Origin of the sequence: Serratia sp. SSNIH1 (genome assembly GCF_002935055.1) — a bacterium.
Taxonomy (GTDB): domain Bacteria; phylum Pseudomonadota; class Gammaproteobacteria; order Enterobacterales; family Enterobacteriaceae; genus Serratia; species Serratia nevei.
Genome location: NZ_CP026383.1, coordinates 4,615,950 through 4,630,569, shown reverse-complemented (window position 1 = coordinate 4,630,569; position 14,620 = coordinate 4,615,950). Strand labels below are relative to the sequence as shown.

The 14,620-nt window shown below is 57.0% G+C and carries 14 protein-coding genes; 13 read left to right on the top strand and 1 reads right to left on the bottom strand.

Annotation, left to right across the window (positions count from 1 at the left end; translation table 11 throughout):
• Nucleotides 1-45: 45 nt before the first annotated feature.
• Nucleotides 46-840, bottom strand: a complete 795-nt coding sequence (gene map, locus C3F38_RS22355) for a type I methionyl aminopeptidase (RefSeq protein ID WP_004931936.1) — start codon at nt 838-840, stop codon at nt 46-48.
• A 345-nt stretch (nt 841-1,185) separates the two neighbouring features.
• Between map and rpsB the strand changes: the two genes are divergently transcribed.
• The 13 genes from rpsB (at nt 1,186) to lpxA (ending at nt 14,618) form a co-directional block, all read left to right on the top strand.
• Nucleotides 1,186-1,911 (top strand): 30S ribosomal protein S2, encoded by a 726-nt coding sequence (gene rpsB, locus C3F38_RS22350; protein WP_016929891.1) that lies wholly within the window; start codon nt 1,186-1,188, stop codon nt 1,909-1,911.
• Between the two features lie 129 nt (nt 1,912-2,040).
• Complete coding sequence (tsf, locus tag C3F38_RS22345; RefSeq protein ID WP_033635739.1) at nt 2,041-2,892, top strand: translation elongation factor Ts; 852 nt, start codon at nt 2,041-2,043, stop codon at nt 2,890-2,892.
• A 148-nt stretch (nt 2,893-3,040) separates the two neighbouring features.
• Nucleotides 3,041-3,766, top strand: a complete 726-nt coding sequence (pyrH, locus tag C3F38_RS22340; protein WP_004931940.1) for a UMP kinase — start codon at nt 3,041-3,043, stop codon at nt 3,764-3,766.
• Between the two features lie 119 nt (nt 3,767-3,885).
• Nucleotides 3,886-4,443 (top strand): ribosome recycling factor, encoded by a 558-nt coding sequence (gene frr / locus C3F38_RS22335; protein ID WP_004931943.1) that lies wholly within the window; start codon nt 3,886-3,888, stop codon nt 4,441-4,443.
• Between the two features lie 157 nt (nt 4,444-4,600).
• The gene (gene ispC, locus C3F38_RS22330; protein ID WP_055312355.1) at nt 4,601-5,797 is read left to right on the top strand and encodes a 1-deoxy-D-xylulose-5-phosphate reductoisomerase; all 1,197 of its coding nucleotides are present in this window, start codon (nt 4,601-4,603) and stop codon (nt 5,795-5,797) included.
• A gap of 277 nt (nt 5,798-6,074) precedes the next feature.
• The gene (gene ispU / locus C3F38_RS22325) at nt 6,075-6,833 is read left to right on the top strand and encodes a (2E,6E)-farnesyl-diphosphate-specific ditrans,polycis-undecaprenyl-diphosphate synthase (protein ID WP_047729986.1); all 759 of its coding nucleotides are present in this window, start codon (nt 6,075-6,077) and stop codon (nt 6,831-6,833) included.
• A gap of 9 nt (nt 6,834-6,842) precedes the next feature.
• On the top strand, nt 6,843-7,685 hold the full coding sequence (gene cdsA, locus C3F38_RS22320) for a phosphatidate cytidylyltransferase (RefSeq protein WP_047729987.1): 843 nt from the start codon (nt 6,843-6,845) through the stop codon (nt 7,683-7,685).
• A 27-nt stretch (nt 7,686-7,712) separates the two neighbouring features.
• Nucleotides 7,713-9,068 carry a sigma E protease regulator RseP gene (gene rseP / locus C3F38_RS22315; protein ID WP_038878816.1) on the top strand — a complete coding sequence of 452 codons (1,356 nt, stop codon included), beginning with the start codon at nt 7,713-7,715 and terminating at the stop codon, nt 9,066-9,068.
• A gap of 35 nt (nt 9,069-9,103) precedes the next feature.
• Nucleotides 9,104-11,530, top strand: a complete 2,427-nt coding sequence (gene bamA / locus C3F38_RS22310; protein WP_038878782.1) for an outer membrane protein assembly factor BamA — start codon at nt 9,104-9,106, stop codon at nt 11,528-11,530.
• Nucleotides 11,531-11,686: 156 nt separating this feature from the next.
• A complete protein-coding gene (gene skp, locus C3F38_RS22305; RefSeq protein ID WP_004931958.1) occupies nt 11,687-12,184 on the top strand; it encodes a molecular chaperone Skp in 498 nt (165 codons plus the stop codon).
• Nucleotides 12,185-12,187: 3 nt separating this feature from the next.
• Nucleotides 12,188-13,210, top strand: a complete 1,023-nt coding sequence (gene lpxD / locus C3F38_RS22300; protein ID WP_048234602.1) for a UDP-3-O-(3-hydroxymyristoyl)glucosamine N-acyltransferase — start codon at nt 12,188-12,190, stop codon at nt 13,208-13,210.
• Nucleotides 13,211-13,370: 160 nt separating this feature from the next.
• A complete protein-coding gene (fabZ, locus tag C3F38_RS22295) occupies nt 13,371-13,826 on the top strand; it encodes a 3-hydroxyacyl-ACP dehydratase FabZ (RefSeq protein ID WP_004931962.1) in 456 nt (151 codons plus the stop codon).
• A gap of 3 nt (nt 13,827-13,829) precedes the next feature.
• The gene (lpxA, locus tag C3F38_RS22290) at nt 13,830-14,618 is read left to right on the top strand and encodes an acyl-ACP--UDP-N-acetylglucosamine O-acyltransferase (protein WP_047729988.1); all 789 of its coding nucleotides are present in this window, start codon (nt 13,830-13,832) and stop codon (nt 14,616-14,618) included.
• Nucleotides 14,619-14,620: the final 2 nt, after the last annotated feature.

Here is a 14,620-nt window from a genome sequence, read left to right as displayed (position 1 = left end):
AAAGCCGGCCTGGTGATATTCTGCACGCGGCGTTCGCCGCGGTGCTTACATCTCGTGCGTAATGATGTTGGGGATGGTGTCATCCTTGCGCAACGTCATTATCTCGCAGCCGTTATCAGTGACCACAATAGTATGCTCATACTGCGCCGACAAGCTGCGATCTTTGGTTTTTACCGTCCAGCCGTCTTTCATGGTGCGGATGCGGTAGTCACCGGCGTTGACCATCGGTTCGATGGTGAAGGCCATGCCCGCCTGCAGTACCACACCGCCGTCATCGGCATCATAGTGCAGCACCTGCGGCTCTTCGTGGAACACTTCGCCGATGCCGTGGCCGCAGTACTCGCGCACCACAGAGAACTTCTCGGCCTCGACGAATTGCTGGATAGCCTTGCCCAGGGTGCGCAGGCGGATACCCGGTTTGACCATCTTCAGCGCCAGATACAGGCTTTCCTGAGTGACGCGGCACAGGCGCTCGCCCAGAATTGTCGGTTTGCCGACGATGAACATCTTCGAGGTGTCGCCGTGGAAGCCGTCTTTAATTACGGTCACGTCGATATTGACGATGTCGCCGTCCTTCAGCGTTTTGTCATCGCTTGGGATGCCGTGGCACACCACTTCGTTCACCGAGATGCACACGGATTTCGGGAAGCCGTGGTAGCCGAGGCAGGCGGAAATGGCCTGTTGCTCGTTGGTGATGTACTCGTGACAGATACGGTCCAGTTCGCCGGTGGTCACGCCAGGTTTGACGTGCGGCTCGATGATTTCCAGCACTTCGGCGGCCAGGCGGCCGGCCACGCGCATTTTTTGGATGTCATCAGGTGTTTTAATTGAGATTGCCATGAAATTCGTCCGCAGGTGTCGTTATCGTCGACAATAAGAAGCAGTGACTTATGGTATCAGCCCGGCCGGAGGCTGCCAAATTTCATTTCCCGATGCCCGGCGTAAAGCAACAAAAGTTGGTGTCGGCGGCGGGTTTATGGTATAAAGCGCGCCGGCGATCCGCGACTTGGTTCTTGTGACCTGGCAGGAATTGGCCGAAAATACTTTAACTGCACTCATTTTGTGTAAATAACACACACGTATCGGCACATCCGCCGGGGTGCCCTGAGGTGACTTGTCGCCGCCAGGGTCGGCGTTATGGGATACGTGGAGGCATAACCCCAATTAATCTATAGAGGTTTAATCATGGCAACTGTTTCCATGCGCGACATGCTCAAGGCTGGTGTTCACTTCGGTCACCAGACCCGTTACTGGAACCCGAAAATGAAGCCTTTCATCTTCGGCGCTCGTAACAAGGTTCACATCATCAACCTGGAGCAGACCGTACCAATGTTCAACGCCGCTCTGGCTGAACTGAGCAAGATCTCTTCCCGTAAAGGCAAGATCCTGTTCGTTGGTACCAAGCGCGCAGCAAGCGAAGCGGTAAAAGACGCTGCTAACAGCTGTGACCAGTTCTTCGTGAACCACCGCTGGTTGGGCGGCATGCTGACTAACTGGAAAACCGTTCGTCAGTCCATCAAGCGTTTGAAAGATCTGGAAATCCAGTCTCAAGACGGCACCCTGGACAAGCTGACCAAGAAAGAAGCGCTGATGCGCACTCGTGAACTGGCCAAGCTGGAAAACTCCCTGGGCGGTATCAAAGATATGGGCGGTCTGCCAGACGCACTGTTCGTTATCGATGCCGATCACGAGCACATCGCGATCAAAGAAGCCAACAACCTGGGTATCCCGGTATTCTCTATCGTTGATACCAACTCCAACCCAGACGGCGTTGACTTCATCATCCCTGGTAACGACGACGCAATCCGTGCAGTAAACCTGTACCTGACTGCCGTTGCTGCCGCTGTGCGTGAAGGTCGTTCTCAAGATCTGGCCGTTCAGGCGGAAGAAGGCTTCGTAGAAGCTGAATAATAAGGCAAGCTCATCACTGAGCCCTTATTAACCAGGTATTGACATATGTTGGTTAGGGGGGCCTGTAAAGGCCCCCTTTGCTTATCTGAATGAGAACTGTCTCCACGCGAGATAACCGAGGAAAAATAAATGGCTGATATTACCGCTGCCCTGGTAAAAGAACTGCGCGAGCGTACCGGCGCTGGCATGATGGATTGCAAGAAGGCGCTGGTTGAATCCAACGGCGACATCGAACTGGCAATCGAAAACATGCGTAAGTCCGGTGCGATCAAAGCCGCTAAAAAAGCAGGCAACGTGGCTGCTGACGGCGTGATCAAAACCAAGATCGAAGGCAACTACGGCATCATTCTGGAAGTTAACTGCCAGACTGACTTCGTAGCAAAAGACGCCGGTTTCCAGGCGTTCGCCGACAAAGTGCTGGATGCCGCTATGGCCGGCAAAATCACTGACGTTGACGTGCTGAAAGCACAGTTCGAAGAAGAGCGCGTAGCGCTGGTGGCAAAAATCGGCGAAAACATCAACATTCGTCGCGTTGCTTCCCTGGAAGGCGAAGTGCTGGGCAGCTACCTGCACGGCGCGCGTATCGGCGTACTGGTTGCGGCTAAAGGCGCTGACGAAGAGCTGGTTAAGCAAATCGCAATGCACATTGCGGCAAGCAAGCCAGAGTTCGTGAAGCCAGAAGACGTGTCTGCTGAAGTGGTAGAAAAAGAGTACCAGGTTCAGCTGGACATCGCCATGCAGTCCGGCAAGCCGAAAGAAATCGCAGAGAAAATGGTTGAAGGCCGCATGAAGAAATTCACCGGCGAAGTTTCTCTGACCGGTCAGCCTTTCGTTATGGATCCGAGCAAATCCGTTGCTCAGGTGCTGAAAGAGCACAACGCTGACGTGACCAACTTCATTCGCTTCGAAGTGGGCGAAGGCATCGAGAAAGTCGAAACCGACTTCGCTGCTGAAGTTGCCGCGATGAGCAAACAGTCTTAATGACTGTCGATGGAACCGCCGTCTGGCGGTTCCATACTATCCAGCCAGAATTACACCGGTGGCAGGCCCTGCAGCGTGATTCTCACCTCAGGCGCGTTTCATCGGCTGAAATCCCCAATACTAATACTGCTTCTTAGGACAGAACACCATGGCAACCAATGCAAAACCCGTATATCAGCGTATTCTGCTTAAACTGAGTGGCGAAGCCCTGCAAGGTGCAGAAGGTTTTGGTATCGACGCCAGCGTTTTGGATCGCATGGCTCAGGAAGTGAAAGAGCTGGTCGAACTGGGAATTCAGGTCGGTGTAGTTATTGGCGGCGGGAACCTGTTCCGCGGCGCGGGCCTGGCGCAAGCCGGCATGAACCGCGTAGTGGGCGACCACATGGGAATGCTGGCTACCGTGATGAACGGCCTGGCTATGCGTGATGCACTGCACCGTGCCTATGTGAACGCCCGCCTGATGTCGGCGATCCCGCTGAACGGCGTATGTGACAATTACAGCTGGGCAGAGGCTATCAGCCTGCTGCGCAACAACCGCGTGGTGATCTTCTCCGCCGGTACCGGCAACCCGTTCTTCACCACCGATTCCGCCGCTTGCCTGCGCGGTATCGAGATCGAAGCGGACGTGGTGCTGAAAGCCACCAAAGTGGATGGCGTATACTCCGCCGATCCGGTGAAAAACCCGGATGCGACGCTGTATGAACAATTAACCTATCAGGACGTGTTGGAGCGCGAGCTGAAAGTGATGGATCTGGCGGCGTTTACGCTGGCCCGCGATCACGGCTTGCCGATCCGCGTGTTCAACATGAACAAGCCTGGCGCGCTGCGCCGCGTGGTGATGGGTGAGAACGAAGGTACGCTGATCAGCAAATAAGGCTGTTCACACCCCTTTTTCGGTGCGCGTGACGCCAGGCGCCGCGCGCTCTCCGAGTACGATTACGGGCTATACTTGAGTATCGCCTGCCAAGTAACCAGCTTCCAAGGGTTTGCAACGTGACTAATGAAATCAGAAAAGATGCTGATTCACGCATGGAAAAAAGCGTAGAAGCATTCAAAAACCAAATCAGCAAGATCCGCACCGGCCGCGCTTCTCCAAGCATTCTGGACGGCATCATGGTGGAATACTACGGCGCCGCTACGCCGCTGCGCCAGCTGGCCAACGTGACCGTGGAAGACTCCCGCACGCTGAAAATCAACGTGTTCGACCGCAGCCTGAGCCAGGCCGTTGAGAAAGCGATCATGAGCTCCGATCTGGGCCTCAACCCGTCTTCCGCCGGCTCTGACATTCGCGTTCCGCTGCCTCCGCTGACCGAAGAACGTCGTAAGGATCTGATCAAGATCGTACGCGGCGAAGCCGAGCAGGGCCGCGTAGCGGTGCGTAACGTGCGTCGCGACGCTAACGACAAGGTCAAGGCGCTGCTGAAAGACAAAGAGATCAGCGAAGACGAAGAACGTCGTTCACAAGACGAGATTCAGAAAATGACCGACGCTTACATCAAGCTGGTCGATGCCGCGCTGGCAGAGAAAGAAAAAGAGCTGATGGATTTCTAATCAGCATCGCGCAGAAACAAAGCGTCGCCTGGGCGGCGCTTTGTTTTTTGTGGCGCAGATCCCGTTTCATCGTACTGAAAGATCATGGACAAGCGGTGTCCAAGGTTCCACACTGGAGCACCTCCGATCTCATCAGACAGTTATTCAGAGTGAACTCATGAAGCAACTGACCATTCTTGGCTCGACCGGCTCGGTAGGGACCAGCACCCTGGCCGTGGTCAGGGCGAATCCCGACCGTTTTGCGATCAAAGCACTGGTGGCCGGCCTCAACGTCGCGGTCATGGCGCAGCAATGCATGGAATTCCGGCCCGCCTTCGCCGCGATGGCTGAGGAAAGCGCCGCTCGCGAGCTGCGCGCCATTCTGGCGGAAAACGGTGTCGCTACCGAGGTCTTGGCCGGGGAACAAGCGGCCTGCGAACTGGCGGCGTTGGATGACGTCGATCAAGTGACGGCGGCCATCGTCGGCGCCGCAGGGCTGTTGCCGACGCTGGCGGCGATCCGCGCAGGCAAGCAGGTGCTGCTGGCCAACAAGGAGTCGCTGGTCACCTGCGGCCGTCTGTTTATGGACGCAGTGCGGCAAAGCCAGGCGCAGCTGCTGCCGCTCGACAGCGAGCACAACGCGATTTTTCAGAGTTTGCCTGAGAGCATTCAGCGTCAGTTGGGGTACTCTTCCCTGGAAAGTCATGGCGTTTCGCGCATCGTGCTTACCGGCTCAGGCGGCCCGTTCCGCACCACCCCGCTGGAGCAGTTCGCCGCAATGACGCCGGATCAAGCCTGCGCCCACCCGAACTGGTCGATGGGCCGCAAGATCTCGGTGGACTCCGCCACCATGATGAACAAAGGTCTGGAATATATTGAGGCACGCTGGCTGTTTAACGCTTCGGCCGAGCAAATGGAAGTGATCCTGCACCCACAGTCGGTGATTCACTCGATGGTGCGCTATGCCGACGGCAGCGTGCTGGCGCAGCTGGGTACGCCGGATATGCGCACGCCGATCGCCCATGCGATGGCGTATCCGCAGCGCGTAAACTCCGGCGTGGAAGCGCTGGACTTCTGCCGCATCGGTTCGCTGACCTTCGCCGAACCGGAGCGCGAGCGCTATCCTTGCCTGTATTTGGCAATCGAAGCGTTCGACGCCGGCCAGGCGGCGACCACCGCACTGAACGCGGCGAATGAAATCGCCGTGGCGGCATTTTTGCAGCAGCAGATTCGCTTTACCGACATTGCCGCGGTCAACCGGCAGGTCGTCGAGCGCCTTGCGCTGCAGGAACCGACGTGCATCGAAGCGGTCTTAGACATTGACCGCCAGGCGCGCGCCGCCGCCGAGGAGCGCGTTCGCGCGTTGCGCGGTTGAGCACGGTGATTATCCGATTTTGTTCGTAATTCGCGTATGCCGCAGCGGGGCCGTTTGTTCATGTTCCGCTGAGGTGGTATAGTCTGCGCCACCTGTCAGCGGTTATACCGTTGAATTATGGCCCGATTGGCGCCATGAGCGTCAATGGCGACCCGGCTGCGCCGGGCATCGCGAGGGCAGGCTGAAAGCCGTGTCGGGCACACGGCTTTTTTTGCGCGTAAGGGCCTGATGTTCCGGAAAGGCAGTTATATTTCTATTGAGGAAATAAGTACGAGTTATGTCGTCCGCAAACCAACAAGAGGCTAATCTATCTTCCCCGGGGCCGCGCCATGTTGCCATCATCATGGACGGTAACGGACGCTGGGCCAAACGTCAGGGCAAGTTACGTGTCTTCGGTCATAAAGCAGGGGTGAAATCGGTTCGCCGCGCGGTCAGTTTTGCCGCCAGCCACCATTTAGATGCGCTCACGCTTTATGCCTTCAGCAGCGAAAACTGGAACCGTCCGGTGCAGGAAGTCTCCGCCCTGATGGAGCTTTTTGTCCGTGCTCTGGATAGTGAAGTAAAAAGCCTGCATAAACATAACGTCAGGTTGCGGGTGATCGGCGATATCAGCCGGTTCAGCTCGCGTTTGCAGGAGCGGATCCGCCGCTCTGAAGCGCTGACGGAAAATAACGATGGCCTGACGCTCAATATCGCTGCCAACTACGGCGGCCGTTGGGATATCATTCAGGGAGTAAGGGAGCTGGCCGAACGGGTACGGGTGGGAGAGTTGCACCCGGATCAGATCAGCGAGGAATTATTGAGTGAGCGGGTTTGCATGAGCGACCTGGCGCCGGTGGATCTGGTTATCCGCACCGGTGGCGAGCATCGCATCAGTAACTTCCTGCTGTGGCAAATAGCCTATGCTGAACTTTACTTTACGGATGTGCTCTGGCCTGATTTCGATGAACTTGTCTTTGAAGGTGCGCTGAATGCATTTGCACAACGTGAGCGCCGCTTCGGGGGAACAACACCTATCGGCGCCGATGCGTCCTAGGGAGAACTTTTGCTGAAGTATCGCCTCATAACTGCTCTGATTTTAATCCCGATCGTTATCGCGGCGCTGTTCCTGTTGCCGCCGCTGGCCTTTGCTCTGGTAACGCTCGTCGTGTGCATGTTAGCAGCCTGGGAGTGGGGCCAACTGGCCGGTTTTACCTCCCGTTCGCAGCGCATCTGGCTGGCGATACTGTGCGGTTTTCTGCTGGCGCTGATGATGCTCAGCGTTCCCGCGTACCATCAATCCGTGCCGCAGGTGAGCGGCTCGCTGTGGCTGTCGCTGGTCTGGTGGCTGGCGGCGCTGCTGCTGGTGCTGTTCTACCCCGGCTCGGCCGCCATCTGGCGCAACTCGCGCCCGCTGCGCCTGCTGTTCGGCCTGCTGACCATCGTGCCGTTCTTCTGGGGCATGCTGGCGCTGCGCCAGTACGGCTACGAGCAAAACCCGTTTACCGGCGCCTGGTGGCTGCTGTACGTGATGTTGCTGGTGTGGGGCGCGGATTCCGGCGCCTACATGTTCGGCAAGCTGTTCGGCAAGCATAAGCTGGCGCCGAAGGTCTCGCCGGGCAAAACCTGGGAAGGGCTGATCGGCGGGTTGTTGACGTCGGCGGTAATCTCCTGGCTGTTCGGCCGCTATGCGCCACTGAACGTGGTGCCGACCACCCTGTTGGCCTGTTCGGTGCTCGCCGCGCTGGCTTCGGTGCTGGGCGATTTGACCGAAAGCATGTTCAAACGCGAAGCGGGTATCAAGGACAGCGGTCATTTGATCCCCGGTCATGGTGGCATACTGGATCGTATCGACAGCCTGACCGCGGCGGTACCGGTGTTTGCCTGCCTGATGCTGTTGGTGTTTTAATCCGTCGATGACGGAAAGTGAGGGATGATGGTCAGCGTGCTTTGGAACCTGGTGGCGTTTCTGATTGCGCTCGGTATCTTGATAACCGTGCACGAGTTCGGACACTTTTGGGTTGCCCGCCGTTGCGGCGTGCGCGTTGAACGTTTCTCCATCGGCTTCGGTCGCGCGCTGTGGCGCCGCACCGATCGCCAGGGCACCGAGTACGTCATCGCCTTGATTCCGCTCGGTGGCTACGTGAAGATGCTGGACGAGCGCGTGGAGTCGGTGGCGCCGGAAATGCGCCATCAGGCCTTCAACAACAAAACCGTCTGGCAGCGCGCGGCCATCATCAGCGCCGGCCCCATCGCCAACTTCCTGTTTGCTATCCTTGCCTACTGGCTGGTGTTCATCATCGGCGTGCCGAGTTTCCGCCCGGTGATCGGCGAAATCGCGCCGCAATCCATCGCCGCCAGGGCCGAAATTTCGTCTGGCATGGAACTAAAGTCGGTTGACGGCATCGAAACGCCTGATTGGGAGTCAGTTCGTCTGGCGCTGGTGGCGAAGATTGGCGATGCGCAAACCGAAGTCGGCGTTGCCCCATTCGGCTCTTCGCAGGTAGTGACCAAAACCCTGGATTTACGCCAGTGGAACTTTGAGCCGGACAAGCAGGATCCCGTTGTCGCGCTGGGCATTATGCCGCGCGGCCCGCAGATTGAATCCGTGTTGGCGGAAGTGCAGCCTGACTCGGCGGCGCAAAAGGCGGGTTTACAAGCGGGGGACAGGATCGTTAAAGTCGATGGTCAGCCGTTGGGTCGTTGGCAGACGCTGGTGAAGCGTATCCACGATGGCCCGGGGCAACCGCTGGCTTTGGAGATTGAAAGAAACGGCGCCCCCTTGTCTTTGACGCTGATACCGGATACAAAGCCGGTGGGAAAAGACAAATCGGTGGGTTTTGCAGGCATCATTCCAAAGGTGCTGCCGCTGCCGGACGAGTATAAGACGATTCGCCAGTATGGACCGTTCCCGGCGCTGTATCAGGCCGGCGACAAGACCTGGCAGCTGATGCGGCTGACGGTTAACATGCTGGGCAAATTAATAACCGGTGATGTAAAGCTGAACAACCTGAGTGGCCCGATCTCGATTGCACAGGGAGCAGGGGCGTCAGCCGGAGTCGGGTTCGTGTATTATCTGATGTTCCTGGCGTTGATTAGCGTCAACCTGGGGATCATCAACCTGTTCCCATTACCGGTGTTAGATGGTGGGCATCTCCTCTTCCTGGCGATAGAAAAGCTGAAGGGTGGGCCGGTTTCCGAGCGAGTACAGGACTACAGCTACCGCATAGGTTCGATCGTGCTGGTGTTGTTGATGGGTCTTGCACTTTTCAATGATTTTTCCCGCCTCTAGGGGCGGGGATAGGTTAGGAAGAACGCATAACAACGATGGCGATGAAAAAGTTGCTCATAGCGTCGCTGCTGTTTGGCAGCGCCACCGTATACGGTGCAGACGGGTTCGTAGTGAAAGACATTCATTTCGAAGGCCTGCAGCGAGTCGCCGTCGGTGCGGCGTTACTCAACATGCCGGTTCGCGTAGGCGATACCGTCACTGACGATGACATCAGTAATACCATCCGTGCCTTGTTTGCCACCGGCAACTTCGAGGACGTGCGCGTACTGCGCGATGGTAATACCCTGATCGTGCAGGTGAAGGAACGTCCTACCATCGCCAGCATCACTTTCTCCGGCAACAAGTCGGTGAAGGATGACATGCTCAAGCAGAACCTGGAAGCCTCCGGCGTCCGGGTGGGCGAGGCGCTCGACCGCACCACGATCTCCAGCATTGAAAAAGGGCTGGAAGACTTCTACTACAGCGTCGGTAAATACAGCGCCTCGGTGAAAGCCGTGGTCACGCCGCTGCCGCGCAACCGTGTCGACCTGAAGCTGGTGTTCACGGAAGGGGTCTCCGCCAAGATTCAACAAATCAACATCGTCGGCAACCATGCCTTCACCAACGACGAACTGATCTCGCGCTTCCAGCTGCGTGACGAGGTGCCGTGGTGGAACCTCGTCGGCGATCGCAAATACCAGAAGCAAAAACTGGCGGGCGATCTCGAAACCCTGCGCAGCTTCTATCTGGATCGCGGCTATGCCCGCTTCAACATCGATTCTACCCAGGTGAGCCTGACGCCGGATAAAAAAGGCATCTACATCACCATCAACATCACCGAAGGCGATCAGTACAAGCTTTCCGATGTTGTCGTGAACGGCAACCTGGCCGGCCACTCGGCGGAAGTCGCTCAGATCACCAAGATCGAACCGGGCGAGCTGTATAACGGCAGCAAGGTGACCAAAATGGAAGACAACATCAAAACGATGTTGGGCCGTTATGGTTACGCCTACCCGCGCGTCGGCACTCAGCCGGAGATCAACGACGCGGATAAAACCGTCAAGCTGCACGTCAACGTCGACGCGGGCAACCGCTTCTACGTGCGCCGCATCAAGTTCGAAGGCAACGACACCAGCAAGGATTCCGTACTGCGTCGCGAAATGCGCCAGATGGAAGGCGCCTGGCTCGGCAACGAACAGGTCGAGCAGGGCAAGGAGCGTTTGAACCGTCTGGGCTACTTCGAAACGGTTGACGTGGAAACCCAGCGCGTGCCGGGTACCGCCGATCAGGTCGACGTGACCTACAAGGTGAAAGAACGCAACACCGGTACCTTCAACTTCGGCGTTGGTTACGGCACCGAGAGCGGCGTCAGCTTCCAGGCCGGCGTGCAGCAGGACAACTGGTTGGGTACCGGCTACTCGGTCGGCATCAGCGGCACCAAAAACGACTACCAAACCTATACCGAACTGTCGGTCACCAACCCGTACTTCACCGTTGACGGTGTGAGCCTGGGCGGCCGCGTGTTCTACAACGACTTTAAAGCGGATAACGCGGATCTGTCGGACTACACCAACAAGAGTTACGGTGTTGACGGCACGCTGGGCTTCCCGATCAACGAAAACAACTCGTTGCGCACCGGTCTGGGCTACGTCCACAACGGCCTGTCGAAAATGCAGCCGCAGATCGCCATGTGGCGTTATCTCGACTCGATGGGCGTGAATGCGAACAAAACCGATCGCGCCAGCTACTCGACGGACGACTTTACCTTGAACCTGGGCTGGACCTACAACAACCTGGACCGCGGCTACTTCCCGACGTCGGGTAACCGCACCACGTTGAACGGCAAGGTCACCATTCCGGGCTCGGACAACGAATACTATAAGGTGACGCTGGACAGCGTTCAGTACGTGCCGATCAACGACGATCGCACCTGGGTGCTGTTGGGCCGTGGCCGTCTGGGTTACGCGGATGGGCTGGGCGGCAAGGAAATGCCGTTCTATGAGAACTTCTATGCCGGTGGTTCGAGCACCGTGCGTGGCTTCCAGTCCAACACCATCGGTCCGAAGGCGGTGTACTACAACTCCAACTCGTACCGGTGCCAGTTCAAAGCCGGCAGCACGACCGATCGTCAGAACATCTGCAGCTCGAATGACGCGGTGGGCGGTAACGCCATGGCGGTTGCCAGCCTGGAGTTGATTACCCCGACGCCGTTCATCAGCGATAAATACGCCAACTCCGTGCGGACGTCGCTGTTCATCGATGCCGGTACCGTGTGGGATACCAAGTGGAAGAATACCAACGAGACGCTGATGTACGGCGTGCCGGACTACAGTAAAGCGGGCAATATTCGTTCCTCCGCCGGTATCGCGCTGCAGTGGATGTCACCGCTGGGGCCGTTGGTGTTCTCTTACGCCAACCCGATTAAGAAATACGAAGGCGACAAGTCCGAACAGTTCCAGTTTAACATCGGTAAGACCTGGTAACGGGTCTCGCCTCTGGGCATAACAGTTATTAAGAATCGCAATGGCCAGGCGCCCGCCGGCAGAGGGAGATGATTCTCATTGTTTGGTGGGATAAGTCTGGCAAATTGTGTACTTCAGTGTCATATGACACAAATGGGTGATGGTAAGGAGTTTATAGTGAAAAAGTGGTTGTGTGCCGCAGGCCTCGGTTTAGCAATGGCTGCTTCAGCTGGCGTTCAGGCAGCAGATAAGATCGCTGTCGTTAACGTCTCCAGCATTTTCCAACAGCTGCCGGCCCGCGAAGCGGTCGCTAAACAGCTGGAAAACGAGTTTAAGGGCCGTGCAAGCGAACTCCAGAACATGGAACGTAGCCTGCAGACCAAAATGCAACGTCTGCAGCGTGACGGCGCTACCATGAAAGCCAGTGACCGCAGCAAGTTGGAAAAAGACGTGATGGCACAGCGCGAGCAGTTCTCTCAGAAAGCGCAGGCTTTCGAGCAGGACAACCGTCGTCGCCAGATGGAAGAGCGTAACAAGATCCTGAGCCGCATCCAGGACGCTGTGAAATCTGTTGCCAGCAAAGGCGGTTATGACGTGGTGATCGACGCCAACGCCGTTGCCTATGCAGACTCTTCCAAAGATATCACTGCTGACGTGCTGAAACAGGTTAAATAACACATGCTTTCAATTCGACTGGCTGATTTAGCGCAGCAGTTGGATGCACAATTGCACGGTGATGGCGATCTCGTCATCACCGGCATTGCTTCTATGCATTCGGCACAGCCTGGCCAAATCACGTTTTTGTCAAACAGCCGCTATCAAGAGCAGCTGTCTTCCTGCCAGGCAAGCGCCGTGGTGCTTACCGAAGCGGATTTACCACACTGCCGTGCTGCGGCGCTGGTGGTTAAGAACCCTTACCTGACCTACGCGCGCATGGCGCAGCTGATGGACACCACGCCGGCACCGGCGCAGGATATCGCGCCAAGCGCGGTGATCTCGCCTGAGGCGCAGCTGGGGCACAACGTCGCCATTGGGGCGAACGCGGTGATCGAGTCGGGTGCGGTGCTGGGCGATAACGTGGTTATCGGCCCGGGCTGCTTCATTGGCAAACACGCACGCATCGGCGCGGGAACGCGTCTGTGGGCGAACGTCACAATTTATCATGCGGTTGAAATTGGCCAGCGCTGCCTGATCCAGTCCGGCACCGTGATCGGCGCGGACGGTTTCGGCTATGCGAATGAGCGCGGCGAGTGGATCAAAATCCCTCAGTTGGGCACGGTGATTATCGGCGATCGCGTCGAAATCGGCGCTTGCACCACCATTGACCGCGGCGCTTTGGATAACACCCAAATCGGGAATGGTGTTATCATCGACAACCAATGTCAGATTGCACATAACGTCGTGATTGGCGACAATACCGCCGTCGCCGGCGGCGTGATCATGGCCGGCAGCCTGAAAATCGGCCGCTACTGCCAGATCGGCGGTGCCAGCGTGATCAACGGTCACATGGAGATTGCCGACAAGGTTGTTGTTACCGGAATGGGAATGGTTATGCGACCAATCACCGAACCTGGGGTATACTCTTCGGGCATTCCGTTGCAGCCTAACAAGGTTTGGCGTAAAACCGCTGCGTTGGTGATGAATATCGATGAGATCAGCAAGCGCTTGAAAGCTGTCGAACGTAAAGTCGGAAAAGACTAATCATTGCCGCCCGCCTTGGCGGGGACAAAACGAAACGCGTTGGTCGTGAGACCAAAAGCGCAAAGAGATGTTAATTTGCGGCCTGCATGATGATCTCCTTTTGGGGTCAGCGCAGGCCGTGTTGTTGATGCCATCAGTTTTTAGAGACAGGAAGAGTATTTTGACTACTGACACTCATACTCTGGATATTGCAGAAATTTTGGATCTGCTTCCTCACCGTTACCCGTTCTTGCTGGTCGACCGCGTCCTCGAGTTTGAAGAGCACAAATATCTGCGTGCGGTGAAGAACGTATCGGTGAACGAACCGTTTTTCCAGGGCCACTTCCCTGGCAAACCGATTTTCCCAGGCGTATTGATCCTGGAAGCCATGGCGCAGGCCACCGGTATCCTGGCGTTTAAAAGCGTCGGCAAACTGGAGCCGGGCGAGCTGTATTACTTCGCCGGTATCGACGAAGCACGCTTCAAGCGTCCTGTGGTGCCAGGGGATCAGATGGTCATGGAAGTCACCTTCGAGAAAACTCGCCGCGGCCTGACTCGCTTCAAAGGCGTGGCGACCGTTGACGGTAAGATTGTCTGCGAAGCAACCATGATGTGTGCCCGCAGCCGGGAGGCTTAATCCGTGATTGACCAAACCGCCTTTATCCATCCTAGCGCGATAGTCGAAGAAGGCGCCGTGATCGGCGCCAACGTGCATATCGGCCCTTTCTGCTACGTCGGCTCCCAGGTGGAAATCGGCGCCGGCACGGTGCTGAAATCCCACGTGGTGGTGAACGGCATTACCAAGATCGGCTGCGATAACCAGATTTATCAGTTCGCCTCCATCGGTGAAGTGAACCAGGATCTGAAATACGCGGGCGAACCGACGCGCGTTGAAGTGGGCGATCGCAACCGCATCCGCGAAAGCGTCACCATTCATCGCGGCACCGCGCAGGGCACCGGCCTGACCAAAGTGGGCAACGATAACCTGCTGATGGTCAATACGCATATCGGGCATGACTGCGTGGTCGGCAATTTCTGTGTGCTGGCCAACAACGCTACGCTCGGCGGACACGTGGAAATCGACGATCACGCCATCATCGGCGGCATGACGGCGATCCACCAATTCTGCGTTATCGGTGCGCATGTGATGGTAGGCGGTTGTTCCGGCGTCGCTCAGGACGTGCCTCCTTTCGTCATCGCTCAGGGCAACCACGCGACGCCGTTCGGCGTCAATGCGATTGGCCTGAAGCGTCGCGGTTTTGACAAGGATGAAATGCAGGCGATTCGCAATGCCTACAAGATCCTGTATCGCAGCGAGAAAACGCTGGATGAAGCGAAAGCGGAAATCGAAGCCCTGGCCAAAGAGCAACCGGTGGTGCAGCTGTACCTCGATTTCTTCACCCGTTCCACCCGTGGCATCATTCGCTGAGT